We start from the raw sequence: 23,958 nt of genomic DNA, 5'->3' as shown, positions 1-23,958 counted from the left end.
TTATATAAAAGGAAGGGCCTACTCAGCCCTTCCACAAATGATCAAGGAGTTACTAAAGTTTTTACAGCATGCTCTCGCAATTTAAATTTCTGGATTTTACCAGACGCAGTCATTGGGTATTCTTCTACAATTTCAATATAATAAGGAATTTTAAATTTAGAGATGTTTCCATTGCAATAAGCTTTAATTTCTTCGCCAGACAGGGTTTCCCCAGGTTTAACTTTTATAAATGCGGCAACCTGTTCACCAAATCTTTCATCCGGAACACCAACCACCTGCACATCAAATACTTTCGGATGGGTATAGAGAAATTCCTCAATTTCACGGGGATAAATATTTTCTCCACCTCTAATTATCATATCCTTTAGTCTTCCTGTTATGACTACATACCCTTTTACATCCATCGTTGCAAGATCCCCTGTATGAAGCCAGCCTTCAGCATCAAGCGTATCATTCGTTTGATCTGGCATCTTATAATAGCCTTTCATAACTAGGTACCCTCTTGTACACAATTCACCCTGAACGCCATGAGGAACGGTGTCTCCTGTGACAGGGTCTATTACCTTTACTTCAACATTATCTAATGCCCGTCCAACAGTGGATACACGTCTTTCAATGGAATCATTTGGCCTTGTTTGTGTAATCACAGGGGATGCTTCTGTTTGACCATAAGCAATCGTTATCTCTTTTGCACCCATATCATTTACGACTTTTTTCATTATTTCTGTAGGACACGGAGAGCCAGCCATGATGCCTGTTCTTAGGCTTGATAGGTCATAATTTGAAAAGTCTGGATGGTTTAATTCTGCAATAAACATCGTTGGAACCCCATATAGTGATGTACATTGCTCTTGTTCTACCGCTTTTAACACAAGAAGGGGATCAAAGACTGTAATAGGCACCATGGTGGCACCAGTTGCAACTGCAGCGAGTGTACCCATTACACATCCAAAACAATGGAAGAAGGGGACAGGGATACAAATTTTGTCTTCTGATGTGATATTTTGACATTCAGCCACATTAAGCGCATTGTTAATAATATTAGAATGTGTTAGCATTACACCCTTTGGAAATCCGGTCGTACCGGAAGTGTATTGCATATTAATGACTTCATCTGGTGAAGTTTGTTTTTGTCTTTGAATAAGCTCCTCGTCGGAAATCCCTGTGCCGTTTGTTAGGAGGAAATCCCAATTATACATTCCTGGGTGTTGTTCAGACCCCATGTAGATAATATTTTTTAGCATGGGTAGCTTTTCAGAATGCATTTGTCCTTGGGCCATTTCTTTTAGTTCTGGACATAGAGAATAAATCATATCCAAGTAACTTACACCTTTAAATTCATCCATCAGTAAAAGCGTAGTGGAATCCGATTGACGTAATAAATATTCTAGCTCTTTTGTTTGATAGCTTGTGTTCACGGTGACAAGCACTGCGCCAATCTTGGCACTTGCAAACTGCGTGATGACCCATTCGGGTTTATTTGCCGCCCATACCGCAATATGATCCCCTTTTTTTATCCCTAAACTCATAAGACCTTTCGCAACTTGATTACAAATTTCTTGAAAAGCCCGGTAAGAATACCGTAAATTGTTTTCTACATAAACAACGGCATCTTTATCTGGATATCGGTCGGTGGTTTCATCTAACAATTGTCCAATGGTTTTATGTATAAGTGTTGCCATGTTACCAACCTCCAATTTTTATCATATTCTATTAGTATATTAGAATGAATCTTCAGAAAAATCAATTAAAAATTCAAAAGCGCAATGCGCCCGCTTTGCGACGTACAAACTGGACTGAGCCGTATGAGATATAGAAAACACGAAGAGCGAAAGCTTTTTCGTGTTGCCTTATCGTAAGGAGGCGAGGGAAGTTTGCTAGTCGCTGGCGCATGGAGCTGGACGCTGCTACCATGAGTATCCTAAAATTCAAAAGCGCAATGCGCCCGCTTTGCTAGTCGCAGGCGCATGAAGCTGGACGCTCCTAATTTTTGTTCCAGATATCCCAAAAGACTAAAAAAACAGAAGCTAGCATAGTGCTACTTCTGTTCAACTTCTACTTTTTCTTCATTTATTTTTTCATTAGAAGTAGGTTGTTTTTGAATAACACGTTCTTGCAGTCCAAAAATCCCACTAAAATAATGAAGGGTTTGTTTGTATTTTGTATCGATAGAGGTAATAGCAGATTCCACTTTTTCCATGAGGTTTTTCTTCAGAATTTCCAGCTGTTTAGTCATGTTTTGTGCTACTTCATCCTGATGAGCTAATCGTTCCATTACAGACTGATGAAACATTTCTTGAATTTCTAACTTTTCATTAATCCGCTTAAACAAAAGCTCTTGGTCTGATATTTTTGCGCGTATATCTTTATACAACTCCTCATAATTTTCTAGTCTGGAGCTGATGCTTCGTGTTAAATTTTCCTGACATGCTAGTTGATCGATCGTTGCTTGGCTTAACAGCTTTTCTTCTGCGAAAATAGTTTCCAATTTATCTAATCTACTTTGTAATTCAAGGCTGATTTGCTCATTAATTAACACGTGTAGACTTTCAATTTTTTGCTCTACTATTGCTTCATTGGATAAAATATTTTCTTTTATCTCATCACTTTTCGTTTCTTGTAATTGAATGATTTCCAATAGCTGTACAAAATGTTTCTCCTGTGTATCAAAATTTTCGTTAAAATTCTCTTTCATCTCATCAACAGAGGAAGACACAGTTTTGTTAATTTCTGATTGTTCTTCTAAAATGGCTGATAGATAGTTTTTACGATACTCCTGCTGATTAGATGAGATAGCGTGAGTATTCATAAATATTCTAGGTTCTGCAGGAATATTGTAATTGTGAAATTCCATAGACAAACTCCTTTTTGACGTCATTATTTTTTGTGTGCTAATGTATGGTATGAAAAAAACTCCACTTTGCCTATGGATTTAGGAAAACTAGGCATTTGTCTATCATTTTTTAGCGAGAAGTGGGGTATATTACTGCAGCAACAAAAGAAGAAAATCACAGTGATTTTCTTCTTTTATTGGTTTTGTAGGTGTGTATAGGTGGGGTGTAAGATGGGTTTAATAAAGCCAGAGGCAAAAACTTTTTTAGAGATGGGACGATAAGAGGATCGTTACCAATAAAAATTAGAAAGAAGTAGGACAAAGCAAACTCCCAGCTTAGATGAGCTGGGAGTTTTTTTCTACTATTTTTGGTTATCTGCAGGATAGATAATCCCAGTTTGTTTTCTAACATCTTCCATTATTGTTGCTGTATTTAAAGAGTGGGAGAGAGAATCACTTTTTTTGCTACCTTTTTGAATAGCATGGATAAATTCTTTTGCTTCATAATACATTGACTTGCTTTTTTGTGGAACTGAAATATCTTCTTCCATCCCATTGCGATAGATGATTTTAACATTCTCTGGGGTGTGAATTTTATCAATAATCATACTGCCATTTTCCCCTTGTATTTCGGAAGGAAGGTGGGAATTTGCAATTTTTGAATAGTGAACAGTCGCATCCATTTCTTCATATTGAAATACAATGCTTCCTTGACCATCCACACCGGTATGTAATTTATAACTTGTGGCTTGTATCTTCTTCGGCATACCAAAAAGAACGACCATTGGAAAAATGGTATACACTCCAATGTCCATTAATGCACCATTTGAAAACTCCGGTTTAAAGGCATTAAGAATTGTTCCTTCCTTAAATTTATCGTACCTAGAAGAATATTGACAATAGCTAGCAATATACTTTCTTACTTTTCCAATTTTGTGAAGATTAGCTTTGATGGCAAGAAAGTTTGGCAGGTAAATCGTTTTCATTGCTTCCATAAATATAACATCATGTCTTTTTGCAGCTTCTATCATGGCAGTGACTTCTTGTGTGTTAGAAGCAAGGGGTTTTTCACAAATCACATGCTTCCCTGCTTCCATGCAGGAGATCGCTTGTTGGGCATGAAGAGAGTTTGGACTTGCAATATATACGGCATCCATATGTTCACTTGAGGTGAAATCCTCAAGATTAGTAAATATATGTTCTGCACCATGTTTTTCAGCAAAGCTAGCTGCGGTTTCGCTATTTCTAGAATAAACTGCCGTTAACTTGAATTCATTTATTTCCTTTGCAGCTTCAATAAATGCTTCGGTAATCCAATTCGTACCGATAATTCCAAAACGTATCATTATCGTTTCCCTCTTTCTATCATAATGAAGAAAGTATAGCAGAAATGAATAGGAATATAAAAAAAGAAGGCACCTGAGGTAGGTGCCTTCTTGCGTATTGAGGCGATGAACAGCATGACCACATTCATGCCTTGCTCAAATAGCGTGTTCATCGACTTACACAATTCAGCTCATCGCCAAATAAATATAGCATTTCTTCATTAATAATGCAAGATAACAGTTTGTTCAGAAAACGATAAAAAATTCATCATTTGTTATTGTATTTTTATTCATAAGTAGTTATAATAATTCATATTATTAATCCATGGAGGGGATGAAAGTATTGAAGGTGGGAATAATTGGAGCCAATGGTTATAGTGGAGTGGAACTTATTAGGATTTTATCACAGCATCCTCAAACAGAAATATCATTTCTTGCTTCACATTCGTCAAGCGGAAAAATGGTTACAGAACAATATCCTCATTTACAAGGGATTGTAGAGGAAAAAATGGATGAAATGACGATGGAAAACCTAAAAGAGAAAGCGGATTTCTTCTTTTTTGCCACACCTGCAGGAGTAGCGAAGGAATGGATACCAGTTTTTTTAGAAGCAAAAATTCCAGTAGTTGATTTGTCAGGAGACCACCGATTGAAACATGCTGAATTATACGAAAAATGGTATAAATATTCATCTACACCAAATTCTATTTTGGCTAAAGCAGCTTATGGTTTACCGGAAATTAACAAAGAACAAATTAAGAAATCGTCCATCATAGCTAATCCTGGTTGTTATCCGACTGCGACGTTACTAGGGCTTGCACCGGTCATCAAACATCAAAAAATTAAGTTGAATTCCATCATTGTGGATGGAAAATCTGGTGTAACTGGAGCAGGTAGAAAAGCGACCTTGGGAACTCATTATTGTGAAGTGAATGAAAATGTTAAAGCATACAAATTAGGTAAACATCAACATATTCCAGAAATGGAACAGGTGTTGCAATCTCTTTCAGGAGAGATGGTGAAAATGACATTTTCGACGCATTTGATTCCGATGTCGAGAGGGTTGATGTGCACCATTTATGCTGATTTAAAGGAAACTGTAACCTCTATGGAATTGCTTGATTTGTATCAAGATTTTTATAAGAACCAATACTTTGTCCGGATTCGGAAAGAAGATCACTTTCCAGCAACAAAGGAAGTGTATGGCTCCAATTATTGCGATATTGGGTTAAAAGTAGACACACGAACAAACCGACTGATGATTGTTTCTGTTATTGATAATGTAATGAAGGGTGCCTCCGGTCAGGCGGTACAAAATATGAACATTATGAAAGGCTGGGAAGAGCATACAGGATTACAAATGACCCCGGTTTATCCATAAAGGGAGGTGCAATAAATGAAAACAACCGCATTAAAAAATACTACCTCATGGACAAAAAGTGATGGTGATATCTGTACACCTAAAGGTTTTACAGCAGGAGGGCTTCATTGTGGTGTGAAGCGGAAAAGAAAGGATTTGGGATGGATTTTTTCTTCTGTGCAAGCAAATGCAGCTGCTGTTTATACAACCAATCTTTTTCAGGCTCCTCCATTAAAAGTAACGCAAGAAAGCATTCGAATAGGGGAAACCCTTCAAGGAGTCTTAGTTAATTCAGGAAATGCAAACTCTTGCACAGGGCAAAAAGGACTTGAAAACGCATATGAAATGAGACGGATGTTCGCTTACAAAATTGGCTTAAACGAAGAGGAAGTTGCTGTTGTTTCCACTGGTGTAATAGGTGAGCAGCTTCCCATGCTAGCTATTAAACAAGGAGTGGAATCGATTACAGATGTCAAATCCAAAAAGGAGGCGCATTTTTTTCAAGAAGCCATACTAACTACAGACACCTTTACAAAAAAAGCCAGTGTAGAACTAAATTACAACGGATGCATCCTTACGATTGCAGGTGTTGCCAAAGGATCTGGTATGGTACACCCAAACATGGCAACCATGCTTGGTTTCATTACGACAGATATCCATATATCAGCATCTGCCCTAAATTTGGCATTAAAGCAAGTAACAGAGGAAACCTTCAACATGATTACGGTCGATGGAGATACCAGTACAAATGATATGGTACTTGTTATGGCAAACGGCCTTGCAAAAAACGAGGTATGGACAGAGCACGATGATCAGTTTCAACTATTTAAAGAAGGCTTAAAAATGGTTTGTGAATCCTTGGCAATGCAAATTGCAAGAGATGGGGAAGGCGCAACAAAACTAATTGAAGTTCATGTAAATGGAGCAAAAACAAAAGAGGAAGCACAAAAGATTGCAAAAACGATTGTTGGCTCAAGCCTTGTGAAAACAGCTGTATTTGGAGAGGATGCCAACTGGGGGAGAATTGTTTCTGCGATAGGATATAGTGGGGTAGCATTAACAAACGAAATTAATGAAGTGAGGATTGGTTCCACCGTTGTTGTAAAGAACGGTTTACCTTTTCCATTTAATGAACAAGAAGCAGCTGCATCATTAAAAGATGAAAAAATAATTATAACAATAGGGCTTGATGAAGGTATTCAACATGCGAAAGCTTGGGGATGTGATCTCTCTTATGATTATGTAAGAATAAATGCATCCTACCGAACGTAATGAGGAGGAAGTCTCATGAATGCGCTTGTTATAAAATGCGGTGGAAGCACCATCGATAAACTGCCAACTTCGTTTTTCACAGACCTTGTGGAGTTAAGAAATAAAGGGTTTCATCCTATCATTGTACATGGTGGAGGACCGAATATATCTTCCCTTTTATCGAGTTTAAATGTCGAGACCTTGTTTGTTAATGGCTTAAGAAAAACAACGGAACCGGTATTAGAAGTGGTGGAAATGGTGCTCTCAGGAAGCCTGAATAAACATATTGTCCGTAAAATCCTAAAAGCTGGAGGAAAATCCATGGGGTTGAGCGGAGTTGATGGCAGGCTCTTAGAAGCAGAACCAGTTGCCAATACAAATGAGTTGGGGCTAGTTGGAGAGATCATTCAGGTAAATATAGAGCTGCTATCTATGTTACTACTTCAAGACTACATCCCTGTCATTTCACCAGTGGCTGTGGACAAAGCAGGACAGCATTATAATATCAATGCCGATTTAGCAGCTGCAGCAATTGCTAACGAGCTTTATGCACCGCTTTGTATGGTGAGTGATGTAGATGGCGTGTTAGTGAATGAAAAAGTAATTCCTGCTATATCAGAAAACGAAATTGCTAGATTAATAGAGGAAAAACAAATAACAGGTGGTATGATTCCTAAGGTCCAGGCTGCCGTAATATCCCTGCATGCAGGTGTAAAGAAGGTCAGTATATTAAATGGGGAAACACCCGGTGCTCTGCAAACTTTTGTTGCTACAGAGGGTACTGTTGGCACAACGTTTTATATAGAGGAGGTCACTAGCAACCATGCTTAACACGCTAAATCAGCACACATCCATTATGTCTACATATAACCGTCTTCCCCTAAGAGTAATAAAAGGAAAAGGAGCGTACGTATGGGCAGAGGATGGCGAAAAGTACCTTGATTTCACATCAGGCATAGCCACATGTAACCTTGGTCACTGTCATTCAGCAGTTAAAAATGAGATTAATTTGCAGTTAGAAATGATTTGGCATACGTCTAACCTTTATGAAGTGCCAAAACAAGAAGAGTTGGCCTCCCTATTAACAGAACGGTCTTGCTTGGATCAAGTTTTCTTCTGTAATAGTGGTGCTGAAGCGAATGAGGCTGCGATTAAGCTTGTTAAAGCACATGAACAAAAATCATCAGGGAACGCAGCAACGATTGTTACCTTCCACCAAAGCTTTCATGGAAGAACTCTCGGAACGATTGCTGCTACGGGCCAAGAAAAAATCAAACAAGGATTTGAACCCTTACTAGAAGGCTTCGTACATTTACCCTTTAATGATGGGGAGGCACTAAAAGCAATTGAAGCGTTAAAACCTTCTGCCGTAATGCTTGAACTTTTGCAAGGAGAAGGTGGTGTTATCCTTGCAGACCCAATCTGGGTTAAGGCGCTTGCTTCCATTTGCAAGAAACAAAACACACTCCTTGTTGTGGATGAGGTTCAAACAGGAATAGGACGAACAGGGAGTCTTTTTCTCTATGAGCAATATTCCATCGAACCAGACATAATCACACTTGCAAAGGGGTTAGGCTCAGGCTTCCCCATTGGTGCAATGCTCGCCAAAAAAGAAGTGGCATCTGCCTTTAAACCAGGAATGCATGGAAGTACCTTCGGTGGTAATCCGCTTGCATGCTCAGCAGGAATAGGCACATTATCTGTCATGACGCAGGAATTTTTAGATAATACAAAGAAAGTGAGTGAGCTTCTATTTCAAGAGTTACAGCAACTTGCAAAAAAATTCCCAACCATAAAAGCGATTAAAGGCAAGGGTTTTCTTCTCGGTTTAGAAATGGAAGAAGATGTATCATCCTTCCTATTGGAAGCTTTACAACAGAAGCTTCTCCTATTAAGTGCTGGTCCTTTTGTTATTCGAATGCTCCCACCAATTAACCTAGTGGAGTCAGAAGTGCATGATTTCATTCACCGGTTTCAACAAGTATTACATAATTGGGAGGCGGCTAAGAATGACTAAGGGCTATTTAATATTGGAAACAGGAGAAGTATTTTCTGGAACGCTAATTGGAAGTGAGAAGGATTCCACAGGTGAAGTTGTTTTCAACACGAGTATGACAGGCTATCAAGAAATCATGTCTGACCCTTCCTATGCGGGACAAATCATCGTATTTTGTTACCCTTTGATTGGAAATTATGGGTTTAATCCAGCAGGTTATGAAGGAGATGCACTTCACCTCAAAGGAGTCATCATGGGGGAAGCTTGTAATCTGCCCAATCATTATTCCTCAGAAGAGGCTACACATCAACTTCTATATAAGCTTGGGATTGCTGGACTGGCAGATGTGGATACACGAGAGCTTGTTAAAACTATTCGTCACCATGGAACGGTAAAAGGTTTCATTACCAAGGATCCTCATCACATCTTTGTGGAAAAAGAGGAGACAAATTGGGTTGATGTCGTTTCTACGAAAGAACAGAAGCTTTACAGTGGTTATGGTCCACATATTGCTTTAATTGATTTTGGCTTCAAAAAATCCATTCTAAATGCCCTATTAAAGGAAGGATGTCAGGTTACCTTAATGCCATACTATACTTCCTTTGGGGAGGTGCAAAAACTCAACCCTGATGGAATTGTTTTTAGTAACGGTCCAGGAAACCCTAAGACATTAAATGCTCGCTTACCAGAATATAAAAAGATGGCAGAAACGTATCCAAGCTTGGGGATTTGCTTAGGTCACCAGCTTCTAGCCCTGGCATTCGGTGCAGACACTACGAAACTATTGTTTGGGCATCGGGGAGGAAATCATCCAGTAAAAGATTTGAAAACAGGGAAAGTGTTTATCACCTCACAAAATCATAGTTATGTGGTATCAGAGTCCTCCATCAAAACAAATACTTTTAAGGTTACGCATCGAAACATCAATGATCAAACAATAGAAGGACTTGCACACCAAAACCTGCCCATCCTAAGCGTGCAGTTTCACCCAGAAGCACATCCTGGTCCAGAGGATACCCATTATCTTTTTCAACAATTTTTACAAAACATCAAAGAAAAATCAGGAGTAATGTCATATGCCATTAAATAAAACGATAAACAAGGTGCTTGTGATTGGATCTGGACCTATAGTCATCGGTCAGGCAGCTGAGTTTGATTATGCAGGAACACAAGCTTGTCTGGCATTAAAAGAAGAAGGACTAGAAGTTATTCTTGTCAATAATAACCCAGCAACCATTATGACAGATTCTAATATTGCAGATAAAGTATATATGGAGCCGCTCACCTTAGAATGTTTAACAGAAGTAATTAAAACAGAGCTTCCTGATGGTATCATTGGAACACTAGGAGGCCAAACCGCATTAAATTTAATTGTGGCTCTATATCATGAAGGAATTCTAGACAGATTCAATGTCAAGGTATTGGGCACCTCTGTCGCTTCGATTGAACAAGGAGAGGACAGAGATAAGTTTCGTCAATTAATGAAGAGATTGAACGAGCCAATTCCAGATTCTATGATTATTCAAACAAAAGAAGAAGGAAAGAACTTTGTAGAATCTATTGGTTATCCTGTCATCATAAGACCAGCATACACACTCGGTGGGGAAGGTGGAGGCTTTGCTAATAATGAAAGGGAACTAGATTTTCTATTACAAAATGGACTTCAGTTAAGCCCTATTCATCAAGTGCTTGTGGAAAAAAGCATTAAAGGCTGGAAGGAAGTAGAGTATGAGGTAATGCGTGACGAAAATGATACATGTATAATCGTTTGCAACATGGAAAATATGGATCCAGTCGGTGTTCATACCGGTGATTCCATTGTGGTCGCACCATCTCAAACATTAACAGATAGACAATATCAAATACTGAGAAATGCATCCCTTCATATTATTAGAAATTTGAAGATTGTTGGAGGCTGCAATATTCAATTTGCGATGGATCCATATTCAGATGACTATTATATCATCGAGGTTAACCCTCGGGTTAGCAGATCCAGTGCTCTTGCTTCCAAGGCAACAGGCTATCCAATTGCTAGTATTGCTGCAAAATGCGCTATAGGTTACCACTTAGATGAAATCACGAATCCCATCACTGGGAAAACGTTCGCTTCCTTTGAACCAGCTCTTGACTATGTGGTAGTAAAGCTTCCGCGTTTTCCTTTTGATAAATTCCCAGAGGCAGATCACAGCTTAAGCACCCAAATGAAGGCTACTGGAGAGGTCCTTGCTATCGATCGTTCCTTTGAAGGTGCCTTGAATAAAGGAATTCGGTCGTTAGAACAAAAGCTAGATTCGGTGCTACATCCATCTTTTGATAGCATTTCAGAAAAAGAATGGAGAAAGCATCTTACAGAACCTACCCACATGCGGCTTTTTGCTTTAGCGCATGGATTAAAAACTGGGAGAAATGTCGAGGAACTCTACAACCTAACCAATATTGATAAATGGTTTCTATACAAACTAAACAATATTGTTCAGCTAGAAGAAAGAATAAATACGAAAACTCTTTCTACCATTTCATATAAACTATTAAAGAAAGCGAAAAAGTACAACATGAGCAACAAACGACTTTGCACTCTTTTAAAATGTTCAGAAGATCTTCTACAATCCGCTTTGCAGGAACATAAGCTTTTGCCTTCCTATAAACAGGTGGATACTTGCGCAGCGGAATTTGATGCCATTACCCCATATTATTACTCCACCTTTTGCGGAGGGGATGAAGGAAAGGTGACACCAATCAAAAAAGCCCTTGTTATTGGTTCAGGTCCAATAAGAATAGGGCAGGGAATAGAATTTGATTACTGCTCTGTTCATGCGGTGTACTCATTGAAGAAGGCAGGCTATGAAACAATTGTTGTCAATAACAATCCAGAAACAGTTAGTACTGATTTTTCTGTCGCAGATAAGTTATATTTCGAGCCGATTACCATTGAGGATGTAGTACCAATCATTCAAAAAGAAAAACCTGAATTGGTTTTCATTCAATTCGGTGGGCAAACAGCCATCAATCTAGCAGAAGAGCTTGAACGCTTAGGAGTAAGAATAGCTGGTACAACAGTAGATGCCATAGATATGTTGGAGGAACGAGCACGCTTTTACGATATGCTGGAAACTATTGACATTCCTCATATAAAAGGAAAAATGATAACAACACCAACAGAACTGAAAAAAGCAGCGGCAGAGCTCGGCATGCCCATCCTCGTTCGTCCATCCTATGTTATTGGCGGGCAATCAATGTACACTCTTTACGACGAAGAAGACATAGAATCTTTTATAAGAAAACAAGTAAACGACGATAGATGGCCGTTGTTAGTAGATCAATTTATTCCTGGACTAGAATGTGAATTAGATGTCGTATCTGATGGAAACGATGTGTTAATACCAGCTATTTTTGAACATATAGAAAAAGCTGGTGTTCATTCCGGAGACAGTCTTGCAGTTTTTCCAGCCTTAACACTTACACATAACATAAAGCAAACTTTGGTAGATTACACAAAGAAAATTTGTTCCTATACAAACATCGTGGGAATTGCAAACATTCAATTTGTTATTTCAGGTGATACTGTTTACGTATTAGAGGTGAACCCTCGTGCATCTAGAACGGTACCCATTACAAGTAAGATTACTGGTATTCCAATGATTGATCTTGCCGTTCAAATGCAATTAGGCAAAACACTAGAAACGACTGGCCTCTTACCAGAGCCTAGCTTTTGGACAGTGAAAGCTCCTGTTTTTTCAGGAACGAAGTTAAAGGATGTGGACCACATTCTCGGACCTGAGATGAAATCAACAGGGGAAAGTATCGGGATTGGAGCAAGCTTTGATGAGGCGCTAAATAAAGCTCTTTTTTCAAAAGAACGAAACCCTTTTACAACAGAAAATCCAAATGCGATAATCTTTTGCTCTATCACGGATCGAGAAAAAGAGAATGCTCTTCCATTACTAAAGGAGCTAAACGCTAGAAAATTCACCCTTCATGCAACAAAGGGAACAGCGGAATTTTTAATAAAAAACGAAATTCCTGCCATGGCAATAACATTTGAGGAAACAGTAGACCTTGTCAAGAAAGAGAAATGTCAAGCAGCCATCATCATTCCTACAAAAGGAAGAGAAAAGAACCGAAATGGAGCTAGCTTAAGATCGCTATTTTTAAAGCATGGGATCATATCCTTTTCAAACTTAGATACAGTTAAACACGCCATACTTTTGAAAGCATACATGAAAGTGGATTACCTTACCATCAACCAATTTGTAAATTTACCAAAAAGAGAGGTTGAATATTTATGCAAAGTGTACTAAGATGGGAAAATGAAAAAACATATAGAATGAGCCAATCACATTTTCTAACCTTAGGCTCTTTAACAGCAGATGACTTGCATTTTTTACTTGAAGAAGCTAGTAATCTAAAACACTTACAAAAAGAAGGCATCCCTCATCCTTACTTAAAGGGGAAGGTGCTTGCGATGCTTTTTGAAAAATCCTCCACTCGAACTAGAGTTTCATTTGAGGTAGGAATGCTTCAACTAGGTGGAAATGCCATTTTCCTTAGCTCCAACGATATTCAACTTGGAAGAGGAGAAACACCAGGAGATACCGCTAAGGTTTTATCAAGATATGTTGACGGAATGATGATTCGAACCTTTGGGCACAACATCCTTGAGGAATTTGCTACAGAATCAACCGTTCCTGTAATTAATGGACTCACAGACTTACATCATCCAGCTCAAGTACTTGCCGATCTCTTAACCATTAAAGAAAAGAAGGGCAAGTTAAAAGGCTTAAAGCTATGTTACCTTGGAGATGCAAATAATAATATGTGCCACTCATTAATAGAAGGTGCGGTAAAAACAGGCATGAATATTACTATTGCTTGCCCAAACGAATATCAACCTAACCAAGAGCTTGTAACGAAAGCAGAACAAGAAGCTAAACGATCTGGCGCATCCATTCAAATCTCAAGCTCTCCAGAAGAGATGATAAAAGATGCCGATGTTGTTGTGACAGATGTATGGACCAGTATGGGTCAGGAAGAAGAAACAAAGGCTAGACTCTCTATATTTAAACCGTATCAAGTTAATTCTGATATATGTAGCTTTGCGAAGAATGATTTTATTTTTTTACATTGTTTGCCTGCGCATCGTGGAGAAGAGGTAACCTCAGAGATACTGGATGGTCCTCATTCGGTCGTTTTTGATGAAGCGGAAAATCGTCTTCATACTCAAAAAGCAATATTAAAAGCATTAATGGGAAGCTAAATTTTTTTACAGAGAAATGTATAAAAATACAACAAATCATATTTTTATACCAGAAAGGGTGTTTCAAAATGGCAAAAGAAAAAGTAGTATTAGCATATTCCGGAGGTTTAGATACTTCTGTTTCCGTAAAATGGCTACAAGAGAAATATGGCTACGATGTTATCGCACTTGGTTTGGATGTGGGGGAAGGAAAGGATTTAGAGTCCATTAGACAAAAAGCATTGGATGTCGGTGCCATCAAGGCAATTATGGTTGATGCTAAGCAACTGCTTGCAGATGGTTTTATCGCTCCCGCATTAAAATCAAACGCAATGTATGAAGGGAAATACCCGCTTTCCTCTGCCCTATCCCGACCCTTAATTTCTAAGTTGCTTGTGGAAGTGGCAGAGCAAGAAGGAGCGGTTGCCGTTGCTCATGGCTGCACAGGGAAAGGAAATGATCAAGTGCGCTTTGAAGTGTCCATTCAGGCGTTAAATCCTAACTTGAAGGTCATTGCTCCTGTTCGTGAATGGGGAATGACTCGTGATGAAGAGATTGAATATGCGGTAAAACATAACATTCCTATTCCTGTAAATTTGGATAATCCGTTTTCCATAGATGCCAATATTTGGGGAAGAGCATGTGAGGCTGGAGTTCTTGAAAATCCCTGGAATGAACCACCTGAAGCTGCCTTTGCGTGGACAAATCCTATTGAATTAACGCCAGATGAAGCAGAATATGTGGAAATATCGTTTGAGAAAGGGATACCTGTTGCCCTAAATGATAAGCAGATGGGACTTGTCGATTTAATTGAAGAATTAAACCTTCTTGGTGGAAAGCATGGTGTGGGACGAATTGATCATATTGAAAATCGTCTTGTAGGAATAAAATCCCGTGAAGTATATGAAAATCCAGGAGCCCTTATCTTAATACAAGCACATAAAGAGCTGGAATTTCTAACGCTTCCTAGAGAAGTAACACAATTTAAATCATCGGTAGACGATCAAATGGCAAAAGCAATATATGAAGGTCTATGGTATTCCCCACTTGTCCATGCACTTAGTGCTTTTATTGAAGAAACACAACAATGTGTATCAGGAAAAATCCGTGTAAAGCTCTATAAAGGAAATCACACTGTTGTTGGACGCATGTCCCAATATAGTCTCTACAACGAGGAGCTTGCCACCTATTCTAAGGGTGATATGTTTGACCATCAGGCAGCAGTAGGATTCATTAAGCTCTGGGGCTTACCAACAAAGGTATACGCAGATATTCACAAAAAACAAAAAATGCCGATTACTTGATAGGAGGGAGCAGCGATGACGAAATTATGGGGCGGAAGATTTACGAAAGCAACGGATAAGCTAGTTGAAGAATTCACAGCCAGCATTGAATTTGATAAAGAACTTGCCCTAGAAGATATTCAAGGGAGCCTTGCCCATGTGCAAATGCTTGGAGACACTGGAATCATTCCTTTAGAAGATGTTGACACCATTAAATCTGGACTCTCAACTATTGAACAGAAGATACTATCAGGAGATGTAGAGTTCTCGGTTTCCCATGAAGACATCCACATGAATATTGAAAAAATGCTCATTGATGAGATTGGACCTGTAGGGGGGAAGCTTCATACAGGACGAAGCCGCAATGATCAGGTTGCTACTGATATGCATCTTTACTTGAAAAAGAAAACAAATACCTTAATTGAACTTCTAGAGTCCGTTCAACATGCCATTCTAAAAAAAGCCAAAGAAAATGTTTACACCATCCTACCTGGTTATACGCATCTTCAGCGTGCACAGCCTGTGTCCTTTGCACATCATCTTTTAGCATATTTTTGGATGCTAGAACGTGATAAGGAACGCCTGCAAGACAGCTTAAAAAGAATCGGATGGTCGCCTCTAGGTGCTGGTGCATTGGCTGGGACACCTTTTCCTATCGACAGACAACAAACGGCAATGTTGTTAGGTTTTGATAAAGTATATCCCAATAGTATGGACGCGGTGAGTGACAGAGATTTCATCGTCGAATTTTTATCACATGCATCGCTTATCATGACACATGTATCCAGATTATCGGAAGAACTCGTAACATGGTCTAGTCATGAGTTTAACTTTGTTGAGCTAGATGACTCGTTTTGCACTGGATCAAGCATTATGCCGCAAAAGAAAAATCCAGATGTTCCTGAGCTTTTTCGGGCAAAAACAGGAAGAGTTTATGGGAATTTGATTGGTTTACTTACTGTCTTAAAAGGTCTGCCTCTTGCCTACAATAAAGACATGCAAGAAGATAAGGAAGGCATGTTTGATACTGTTAAGACACTTGATGGTACCTTAAGATTGCTCGCTCCAATGATTGAAACAATGACTGTCAATCAAGGCAATATGTACAAGGCGGTGTCACAGGATTTTTCCAATGCAACCGATATTGCAGATTATCTTGTTACAAAGGGGCTGCCCTTTAGACAAGCACATGAAATCATTGGGAAAATTGTCTTGCATGCGATAAATCAACAGAAATTTCTTTTGGACCTTAACTTAGAGGAGTACCAACAATTCTCTCCTTTATTTAACGAGGAGATCTATCAAGTGCTTCAACCTAAACAAGTAGTGGAGGCTAGAATGAGTGAGGGCGGGACGTCATTTGCTCAAGTAGAAAAACAAATGGAACTTGCCGAAACATTTCTTTCAAAATGAATTGCAACCTATTTGCAAAAGATACTTCCCTCGTTCACAATGAACCTATAACATTGTGAAGGAGGTTTTTTTGTGAAACTGCAAAATATAAGAGTGATTCAGCTAGTAAGTGATGATTTTGAAGACTTGGAGCTATGGTATCCTGTTTTACGACTTAGAGAAGAAGGGGCAGAAGTAGTAATTGCAGGAGAAAAACCCAACACAACGTATACAGGAAAATATGGAGTTCCGATTGAGTCAGACATATCCTTTCACGATGCCGATCCAGGTAATTTTGATGCAGTTTTAGTTCCAGGTGGCTGGTCACCTGACAAACTAAGAAGATATGACGATGTCTTACATTTAATTCAGCAAATGAATGAAGATAATAAACCGATTGGACAAATATGCCATGCGGGATGGGTATTGATATCCGCTAACATTCTGAAAGGTAAAAAAGTCACAAGCACCCCAGGAATTAAGGATGATATGATGAATGCAGGTGCAGAATGGGTGAATGAAGCCGTAGTTGTGGATGGAAATATTGTTTCCAGTCGTCGCCCACCAGATCTTCCTGACTATATGCGCGAGTTCATAAATGTTCTAACACAAAACAACTAAAACAGAGAATGGGACAGCTCGAACTGGGCTGTCCTTAAAAGGGAGAAGAAACAATATGCATACATATAAAGTGGGGATTGTTGGCCTTGGTGTCGTCGGTCAGCGATTAATTTCACAATTCCAAAATAGTACGAATATTCAAATCGCATCATTGTGTGACACAAATCTTGAGATATTAAACAATACAGCAAAAATAATGAAAAATGTGAACGTATATACTAATTACCAGGAGATGTTCAGCAAGGAAGAACTAGATTTCGTCTATATTGCAGTTCCTCCTGCATATCATCACCCTGTAGTAATGGCTGCTGCACAGCATGATCTACATATTCTTTGCGAAAAGCCTTTAGCAAATTCTATAGAAGAAGCGGAGCAAATGCTTAGTGTTGTGCAGGAAAAGAACTTAGTGAACGGCATCCATTTTCCAATGGCTTATGAAAAAGCATTTGCAACAATTAATAAAATGATGACAGATGAAGCATTTGGTGAGCTAAAAAGAATTACGCTAAAAATGCATTTCCCAGAATGGCCCCGACCTTGGCAAAAAACAAGCTGGATTTCTTCGCGATTACAAGGTGGCTTTATTCGAGAGATCTCGCCTCATTACTTGCACCTAATCATGCATTTTTTTGGAGATGTCAAAAGGGTCATTACCTCTGTTGAATTCCCTGATGATCCAAATGTTTGTGAAGAAGGCGTTTTAGCTATTTTGGAGCTTGAAAACGGCAGGAAAGTATTAGTTGATGGTATGAGTGGGCAGGCAGAAAAAGAGGAAATTGCTTTCACTATCCATGGTACAGAGAAAAGCTTTCGATTGGAAAACTGGCGCACCGTTAAAACGGCAGCAAAAGGAGAAGCCTGGACCATTGTGGATGAAGCACATTTAGCACCAGCAAAATTTGATTTGATTCAAGAGTTTGTCAAAAGTTTAAACGGGGAAGACGCCCACCTTGTCAACTTTAAAGATGGACTTAACATTCAATATACTTTAGAACAATTACTGGGACACCAGTAATCCCTTTCCTAAACGCTGTTTTCGTAAACTTGGTTGACCCGAAATCAACATTTCTGTCGTGCTCATTTCGTGAAAGAAGTATGAAAGATGAGGCAATTTTCTTTGCTAAAAGATTTGATAAGCTCTAAAAGCTCATTTTTTCCTGGTAAATAGCAACAAACTTTTTTGAAAAAAGCCTTCCAAAAATCTCATTTTTTCTTGTTTTTTACCAATTATAGTTTTGAAATTTAAAGCAAAACTAAAGGGGTATCAAAACAAGAAAAGGAGATGTAACATGAAAAAAGCATTACAATTTACAATCATATTTACCCTTTCTCTATTGTTGCTTGTTGCTTGTAATAATCCTAATGACGCTCAAAATGATTTGAACAATAACAATACAGCATTTGATGATAGAGATACTGGAATTACGAGAGTAGGGTACAACAACGCTCAAGGTGGCCATGAAGGACAACACGCTGAAATTCAAGAAATGAATCATGGTTATTTAACAATTGACCAGAACTCTTTTAGCACGACCATTCCAAGTGAAAAATTCCCTCATTTTGAGAACTTTGCGCACAAAGGACCTTTTGATATCTATAAGTTTCAGCAGGAAGTACCTCAAGGGCAACAGCCTGGTGGTGGGCAAGAAGCAGCTCCTGAAAATCAGCCTCAGCAAGAACAAGCTGAAGGGGATACCAATAAACAGGCCCAAGAGTCTACAGAAGGAATTTCTGAAACAGAAATGAAGGTCATTGAATTGACCAATGCAGAACGCAGAAAAAATGGTTTATCTGATTTGAAAGCAGATGCATCCCTAAGCAATGTAGCACGTGATAAATCTAAGGATATGCAGCAAAATAATTATTTTTCACATACAAGCCCAAACCACGGATCTCCATTTGATATGATGCGTGACTATGGAATATCCTACAGAACAGCAGGGGAAAACATTGCAATGGGACAACGTTCACCTGAGGAAGTAGTTCAAGCTTGGATGAATAGTGAAGGACATAGAAAGAACATCTTAAATGGCCAATTCACGCATATTGGTGTAGGATACGTAGAAGAAGGAAACTATTGGACACAAATGTTTATTGGAAAATAAGTTAATACTAATGAAAAGCAAATTTAATGTAACCGTTAGATTTGCTTTTTTTTCTATCATGTTTAAACAACCTTTAGAATTGGGAATGTATCTTAAGACAAATAAAGTTGAACGGAGGAAAGATACGTGAGCCTTAATCTTGAACAGGAGACGTTTTCAGTGAAAAACACTTGTAAAAATGAGTACAATGAATTAAAAAAAGTGCTTGTTTGCCCACCCTTACATATGAAAATTGATGAAATTATCAATGAAACACAAAAGCATTTTGCTGAAGAAAACATTGACGAAACGCTCGCAACAAAGCAGCATCGAAAATTCGTAGATACCATGATTGCTCAAGGAATTGAAGTTTACAGCTTACCTCCAGCTGAACACTTTCCAGAGCAGGTCTTTACGCGAGATATAGGCTTCACATTAGGGGAAAAGGTCTTTGTTTCACATATGGGCAGTGAGATTAGATCTGGAGAGGAAGAGATTCTTAAAGGATGGTTAACAAAGGAGAACATCTCCTTCACCCCACTAACCGGAAACAGTGTGGAGGGTGGAGATGTGATCATAGATAACGACGTAATTTATGTTGGCATCAGTGGTAGAACCACCATGGAAAGTCTTGACGCATTAAAGATGGAACTTCCTGGATATGAGATAATTCCCATCCCTATTGATAAATCCTATCTTCATCTTGATTGTGTCTTTAATGTAATTTCTGAGAACGAAGCAATTATTTATCCAGACGCAATTGGAGAGAAAAAATATGACTATCTCTCAAACAGATATCACCTCCTGGAAGTCACGAAAGAGGAACAATTTACGATGGGAACGAATGTTTTATCCATTGGAAATAAGACCGTCATCAGCTTACCATGTAATAAAGATATTAATGCAAAGCTGAAAATGCGAGGTTATCAAGTACTGGAAGTAGATATATCAGAAATAATAAAATCCGGCGGATCATTTCGGTGCTGTTCCATGCCTTTAGCAAGAGGGTAAAGAGAAGAGAGGAGGAGCCTTGGCATGAAAAGATTTGTTATTTTTTTAAAGAGGCTTTGGCGGGAAATGGAGGAGGACAGAGCAACAGGCCTTGCAGCAGAACAAGCATATTATTACATGCTCTCTCTTTTTCCATTATTAGTATTAGGGCTATCCTTAATGCCTTACTTAAATATTGATCCACAAAAGGCGATTGAATTCCTCCAAACGATGATGCCTTCAGAAACAGTAGCTGTTTTTGAGCAAAACATTGATGAATTTTTAAACAAACCTAATGGAGGACTCCTGACTGTTGGAATCCTCGGGACAATTTGGTCAGCATCCAATGGAATTAATGCTTTTATAGGTGCAATGAATCAAGCATTTAATGTCGAAGAAACAAGGCCATTTTATCTAGTTAGGCTGCTATCCATTGGGCTTACTATTGGATTGATTTTTGCCTTTCTCATTGCTTTTTTCCTTCCTGTTTTTGGAGGCATTATCATAAAACGACTAGATTCCATGTTATTTTTAGAAGAATACACCTCCATTTTGTTGAATGTATTCAGATGGATTATCGCATTTATTGTTATTTTCACCATCATTACACTTTTATATCGAATCGCACCTAATATTAATAAGACCATAAAAGAGTTACTACCTGGAGCTCTAGTTGCAACCATTATATGGCAGACGGTATCGTTAGGTTTTTCCTTTTACATCAGCAATTTTGGAAACTATTCCGCAACGTATGGAAGCCTTGGTGGTGTTATAATTTTAATGCTATGGTTATTTTTAACGGGCCTTGCCCTTGTTATCGGTGGGGAGATTAACGCTATCTATCATAAAGACAGGCTAACGAGGCCACCACACTATAAAGATGAAACGTTTACTGCATTATAAGAAAAGCACCGAATCAGAAAGTGGATTCGGTGCTTTTTACATGCTTCGATCATATTGTGTGTGCTTTTTTCTAGTAGAGCTTTTAAACGAATATGGCAATTTTTTCAGTTCTCCTAGCGTGAACTGAAATACTGATTTCTTCCAGTCTAAATCATTTTTTAAGTTCGTTTGTTTTTCCTTCATTTTTTCCATCTGTAATTGAATCGCCTCTTTTTCTTCCGTAATCCGTTCATTCATTGTATTTAATGCTTGAAAAGTCGGTTCGGATTTCTTTCGGAAAGAAAGATAGGCAACCACCAATATACTAACGGAGACAATAAATATCACGACACTTAAGTAAACAGCAAGCATTCTCTCATCCTCCTTACTTTTTATCTTCCCAATTATTGAGATGGATGAAACGTAAACCGTCCATTCAAAAATAGTAGACTAAAAGATAAAATGCTGGTACGATAGTTTTTCTTAAATTGTATACCTAGAAGGAAGAAAAAAATTGAAAACCTCTCAACATATAAAAGAATGGAAAAAAGCATTACAAGCAGAAATTTTTCACATGAAGAAGTTCGGCAGCACCGAGTATTTGCTTTTAAACGGAAGAATGGTCAATAGCGGTCCGCCATACAATTACTATTTTGATACAGTATTTTCCATTAGCCTCCCACCAAACTCTCTAGTCACAGTAGAGTGGGGAGAGATAAAAACAGAGGCAAGAGTGTTATCGTCTGATGGGAAAAACCTTATTCTCTCCTTTGAAAAGAATCTAGGAGATATACTAACCAAAGCATATTTGTCACACAACCCCTGGGAATTGTTAGATCAATTAATACAACGATTAGATGAAATCAAAAAAGAGAAGAAGAAACGGGGAAGAGTAAGAAAGCTTTTACAACCTGATATAGAGCCTAAGCATCCCACTTCCATTATAAAATCAAATGTTCACGAATTAATTCTCCGAAGTAAGTATAATCCGGTCACGTTTGTATGGGGACCTCCCGGAACAGGAAAAACCTACACTTTAGCCAGAGTAGCAGCCAATAAATATTTTAAGGCAAAGAAGGTACTCCTGCTTTCTCACAGCAATCAATCCGTTAATGTCCTTATGAAAGAGATAACCTCCTTTATCGTAAAAAAGAGAAAGTTTAAAGAAGGGGATATCCTTCGGTTTGGTACTGTGACACCAGAATTCGAATTAAACTTTCCACCTATTACAAGCACAACACTTATACAAGCACAAGATCCTGAGCTTGCAAAAGAAAAAGGAGCAAAGACAGAAGAACGAAAACAGTTGAAGCTTGAGCTATCCGAATCCTATTCTGAAAAGAGTTCCGAGCGATTATTGAAACTAGAAGCTAACCTTGCAAAAATATTGGAGAAGGTCAGACAGAAAGAGCTGAAGCTAATAAAAAGTGCTCAAATTATCGGTACCACCTTGTCAAAGGCAGCAACTGATCCGTCTGTTTATGAAGCGGATTACGACCTTGTAATTATAGATGAAGCGAGTATGGCCTATATTCCACAGATTGCTTTTGCGGCTTCCCTCGCCAAACACATTATTGTATGCGGAGACTTTAAGCAACTACCGCCAATTGCATCAGGAAGACATGAATTAATTGATAGATGGTTAAAAGAAGATGTATTTCATCTAACAGGGGTAGCTGATTCGATTAATAGCGGGACTTTACATGCACATCTATTCTTATTAAATGAACAAAGAAGAATGCATCCAGAGATTTCAGCTTTCACAAATAGGTATATCTATTCTTCTTTAGTTGGTGATTACCCAGGACTAAAAGAGGTACGGGAAAAAATTGCTAAACAAAAGCCTTTTCCTAACACAGCTTCCCTCATGCTTTCCACTTCAGGATCAGGCGCGTATGCTTTTACAGAAAGAGACTCTAAATCTAGAGTAAACATATGGCATTTAGTGCTATCTTTTCAAGCTATGTACGAAGCCTATATTGATGGAGTAAGGTCTATAGGATTTATTACACCATACAGGGCACAAGCAAGTTGGATGCAGGAGCTAATTGAGGAGATGCTGCCACAGGAGCAGGGGAAGGATACTATCATTGCTGCAACGGTTCACAGATTCCAAGGTAGTGAGCGCGACATGGTCATTTTCGATTCTGTTGACAGCCATCCATTTGAAAGGCCAGGAATGCTGTTAACAGGAAAAAATAGTGAAAGATTAATCAATGTTGCTATCACCAGATCTCGTGGAAAGTTTATTCATGTGGGTGACGCTGACTTTATTCAATCCAAAGCATATAGGGACAAAACCGTGCGAAAACTGGTCGACTTCCAAAAAAACAATCAATTATCGGTCCTTCCACATCATATTGGGAAATGGGTCAAGCAGCAGCATCCCAACATGCAATGGATGCATGCACAAAAATTAGATAGGCTTTTTTATGATGTTGAAAATGCTACCAATTCGGTTTGTATTTACCTTCCTAATAACAAGGAACTTCCTGTTGATTGGAAGCAAAGATTGGATAACATGAGAATCTCTGTCCATTTGGAGAAAAGCAAGGGGGTCTACCCTTTTCCATTTGTTATCATTGATCAAGCTACTCTATGGCTTGGTGTACCATTTGAAGCAGTACACTTGGCGCAACCACCACATGTATGTGTGCGTGTACAATCAAGATTACTGTGTAGGAGACTGCTTGAGTCCAAAGAATGAT

Annotated in this window: 19 protein-coding genes; 15 read left to right on the top strand and 4 right to left on the bottom strand. The window is 38.6% G+C overall.

What is annotated here, in order from left to right:
- Nucleotides 1–41 precede the first annotated feature (41 nt).
- From FIU87_RS10645 to FIU87_RS10635, 3 genes are all read right to left on the bottom strand, one after another.
- Entirely contained in the window at nucleotides 42–1,682 is a 1,641-nt protein-coding gene (locus tag FIU87_RS10645) for an AMP-binding protein (RefSeq protein WP_152444575.1), read from the bottom strand.
- Nucleotides 1,683–2,038: 356 nt separating this feature from the next.
- Nucleotides 2,039–2,854, bottom strand: a complete 816-nt coding sequence (locus FIU87_RS10640) for a hypothetical protein (protein ID WP_152444574.1) — start codon at nucleotides 2,852–2,854, stop codon at nucleotides 2,039–2,041.
- Between the two features lie 341 nt (nucleotides 2,855–3,195).
- The gene (locus tag FIU87_RS10635; RefSeq protein ID WP_152444573.1) at nucleotides 3,196–4,179 is read right to left on the bottom strand and encodes a Gfo/Idh/MocA family protein; all 984 of its coding nucleotides are present in this window, start codon (nucleotides 4,177–4,179) and stop codon (nucleotides 3,196–3,198) included.
- Nucleotides 4,180–4,501: 322 nt separating this feature from the next.
- Between FIU87_RS10635 and argC the strand changes: the two genes are divergently transcribed.
- The 14 genes from argC to FIU87_RS10565 all read left to right on the top strand — a co-directional run bounded on the left by argC (nucleotide 4,502) and on the right by FIU87_RS10565 (nucleotide 21,271).
- On the top strand, nucleotides 4,502–5,539 hold the full coding sequence (gene argC / locus FIU87_RS10630; protein WP_152446509.1) for an N-acetyl-gamma-glutamyl-phosphate reductase: 1,038 nt from the start codon (nucleotides 4,502–4,504) through the stop codon (nucleotides 5,537–5,539).
- A 15-nt stretch (nucleotides 5,540–5,554) separates the two neighbouring features.
- On the top strand, nucleotides 5,555–6,790 hold the full coding sequence (argJ, locus tag FIU87_RS10625) for a bifunctional ornithine acetyltransferase/N-acetylglutamate synthase (RefSeq protein WP_152444572.1): 1,236 nt from the start codon (nucleotides 5,555–5,557) through the stop codon (nucleotides 6,788–6,790).
- A 15-nt stretch (nucleotides 6,791–6,805) separates the two neighbouring features.
- Nucleotides 6,806–7,600, top strand: a complete 795-nt coding sequence (gene argB, locus FIU87_RS10620; protein ID WP_152444571.1) for an acetylglutamate kinase — start codon at nucleotides 6,806–6,808, stop codon at nucleotides 7,598–7,600.
- A complete protein-coding gene (locus tag FIU87_RS10615) occupies nucleotides 7,593–8,786 on the top strand; it encodes an aspartate aminotransferase family protein (RefSeq protein WP_152444570.1) in 1,194 nt (397 codons plus the stop codon). Before argB ends, FIU87_RS10615 begins: the two co-directional genes overlap by 8 nt.
- Nucleotides 8,779–9,855: a carbamoyl phosphate synthase small subunit gene (locus FIU87_RS10610; protein ID WP_152444569.1), complete on the top strand. Its 1,077-nt coding sequence runs from the start codon at nucleotides 8,779–8,781 to the stop codon at nucleotides 9,853–9,855. Before FIU87_RS10615 ends, FIU87_RS10610 begins: the two co-directional genes overlap by 8 nt.
- A complete protein-coding gene (gene carB, locus FIU87_RS10605) occupies nucleotides 9,842–13,063 on the top strand; it encodes a carbamoyl-phosphate synthase (glutamine-hydrolyzing) large subunit (protein ID WP_152444568.1) in 3,222 nt (1,073 codons plus the stop codon). Before FIU87_RS10610 ends, carB begins: the two co-directional genes overlap by 14 nt.
- The gene (gene argF / locus FIU87_RS10600) at nucleotides 13,048–14,019 is read left to right on the top strand and encodes an ornithine carbamoyltransferase (RefSeq protein ID WP_152444567.1); all 972 of its coding nucleotides are present in this window, start codon (nucleotides 13,048–13,050) and stop codon (nucleotides 14,017–14,019) included. Before carB ends, argF begins: the two co-directional genes overlap by 16 nt.
- A gap of 68 nt (nucleotides 14,020–14,087) precedes the next feature.
- The gene (locus FIU87_RS10595) at nucleotides 14,088–15,302 is read left to right on the top strand and encodes an argininosuccinate synthase (protein WP_152444566.1); all 1,215 of its coding nucleotides are present in this window, start codon (nucleotides 14,088–14,090) and stop codon (nucleotides 15,300–15,302) included.
- 15 nt (nucleotides 15,303–15,317) lie between these two features.
- Nucleotides 15,318–16,694 carry an argininosuccinate lyase gene (argH, locus tag FIU87_RS10590; protein ID WP_152444565.1) on the top strand — a complete coding sequence of 459 codons (1,377 nt, stop codon included), beginning with the start codon at nucleotides 15,318–15,320 and terminating at the stop codon, nucleotides 16,692–16,694.
- 72 nt (nucleotides 16,695–16,766) lie between these two features.
- On the top strand, nucleotides 16,767–17,294 hold the full coding sequence (locus tag FIU87_RS10585) for a type 1 glutamine amidotransferase domain-containing protein (protein ID WP_152444564.1): 528 nt from the start codon (nucleotides 16,767–16,769) through the stop codon (nucleotides 17,292–17,294).
- Nucleotides 17,295–17,349: 55 nt separating this feature from the next.
- Nucleotides 17,350–18,309 carry a Gfo/Idh/MocA family protein gene (locus FIU87_RS10580; protein WP_152444563.1) on the top strand — a complete coding sequence of 320 codons (960 nt, stop codon included), beginning with the start codon at nucleotides 17,350–17,352 and terminating at the stop codon, nucleotides 18,307–18,309.
- A gap of 274 nt (nucleotides 18,310–18,583) precedes the next feature.
- A complete protein-coding gene (locus tag FIU87_RS10575) occupies nucleotides 18,584–19,399 on the top strand; it encodes a CAP domain-containing protein (protein WP_152444562.1) in 816 nt (271 codons plus the stop codon).
- Nucleotides 19,400–19,558: 159 nt separating this feature from the next.
- Nucleotides 19,559–20,389, top strand: coding sequence for a dimethylarginine dimethylaminohydrolase family protein (locus FIU87_RS10570; protein WP_253905554.1), 831 nt, complete (start codon nucleotides 19,559–19,561; stop codon nucleotides 20,387–20,389).
- A 24-nt stretch (nucleotides 20,390–20,413) separates the two neighbouring features.
- On the top strand, nucleotides 20,414–21,271 hold the full coding sequence (locus tag FIU87_RS10565; protein ID WP_152444561.1) for a YihY/virulence factor BrkB family protein: 858 nt from the start codon (nucleotides 20,414–20,416) through the stop codon (nucleotides 21,269–21,271).
- Nucleotides 21,272–21,307: 36 nt separating this feature from the next.
- Here FIU87_RS10565 and FIU87_RS10560 read toward each other — a convergent pair whose 3' ends face one another.
- On the bottom strand, nucleotides 21,308–21,622 hold the full coding sequence (locus FIU87_RS10560) for a hypothetical protein (RefSeq protein WP_152444560.1): 315 nt from the start codon (nucleotides 21,620–21,622) through the stop codon (nucleotides 21,308–21,310).
- Between the two features lie 142 nt (nucleotides 21,623–21,764).
- Between FIU87_RS10560 and FIU87_RS10555 the strand changes: the two genes are divergently transcribed.
- A complete protein-coding gene (locus FIU87_RS10555; RefSeq protein ID WP_367643907.1) occupies nucleotides 21,765–23,957 on the top strand; it encodes a DEAD/DEAH box helicase in 2,193 nt (730 codons plus the stop codon).
- The last annotated feature ends 1 nt before the right edge of the window (nucleotide 23,958 follow it).

This window comes from Bacillus sp. THAF10 (assembly GCF_009363695.1).
In the GTDB taxonomy this organism is placed as follows: domain Bacteria; phylum Bacillota; class Bacilli; order Bacillales; family Bacillaceae_I; genus Sutcliffiella_A.
This window is presented reverse-complemented; position numbering and strand designations above follow the sequence as displayed.

Coding starts and splice junctions, on each gene's coding strand:
- FIU87_RS10645 (WP_152444575.1), bottom strand. CDS start 1,682: ATGGCAACACTTATACATAAAACCATTGGACAATTGTTAGATGAAACC.
- FIU87_RS10640 (WP_152444574.1), bottom strand. CDS start 2,854: ATGGAATTTCACAATTACAATATTCCTGCAGAACCTAGAATATTTATG.
- FIU87_RS10635 (WP_152444573.1), bottom strand. CDS start 4,179: ATGATACGTTTTGGAATTATCGGTACGAATTGGATTACCGAAGCATTT.
- argJ (WP_152444572.1), top strand. CDS start 5,555: ATGAAAACAACCGCATTAAAAAATACTACCTCATGGACAAAAAGTGAT.
- argB (WP_152444571.1), top strand. CDS start 6,806: ATGAATGCGCTTGTTATAAAATGCGGTGGAAGCACCATCGATAAACTG.
- FIU87_RS10615 (WP_152444570.1), top strand. CDS start 7,593: ATGCTTAACACGCTAAATCAGCACACATCCATTATGTCTACATATAAC.
- FIU87_RS10610 (WP_152444569.1), top strand. CDS start 8,779: ATGACTAAGGGCTATTTAATATTGGAAACAGGAGAAGTATTTTCTGGA.
- carB (WP_152444568.1), top strand. CDS start 9,842: ATGCCATTAAATAAAACGATAAACAAGGTGCTTGTGATTGGATCTGGA.
- argF (WP_152444567.1), top strand. CDS start 13,048: ATGCAAAGTGTACTAAGATGGGAAAATGAAAAAACATATAGAATGAGC.
- FIU87_RS10595 (WP_152444566.1), top strand. CDS start 14,088: ATGGCAAAAGAAAAAGTAGTATTAGCATATTCCGGAGGTTTAGATACT.
- argH (WP_152444565.1), top strand. CDS start 15,318: ATGACGAAATTATGGGGCGGAAGATTTACGAAAGCAACGGATAAGCTA.
- FIU87_RS10580 (WP_152444563.1), top strand. CDS start 17,350: ATGCATACATATAAAGTGGGGATTGTTGGCCTTGGTGTCGTCGGTCAG.
- FIU87_RS10575 (WP_152444562.1), top strand. CDS start 18,584: ATGAAAAAAGCATTACAATTTACAATCATATTTACCCTTTCTCTATTG.
- FIU87_RS10565 (WP_152444561.1), top strand. CDS start 20,414: ATGAAAAGATTTGTTATTTTTTTAAAGAGGCTTTGGCGGGAAATGGAG.
- FIU87_RS10560 (WP_152444560.1), bottom strand. CDS start 21,622: ATGCTTGCTGTTTACTTAAGTGTCGTGATATTTATTGTCTCCGTTAGT.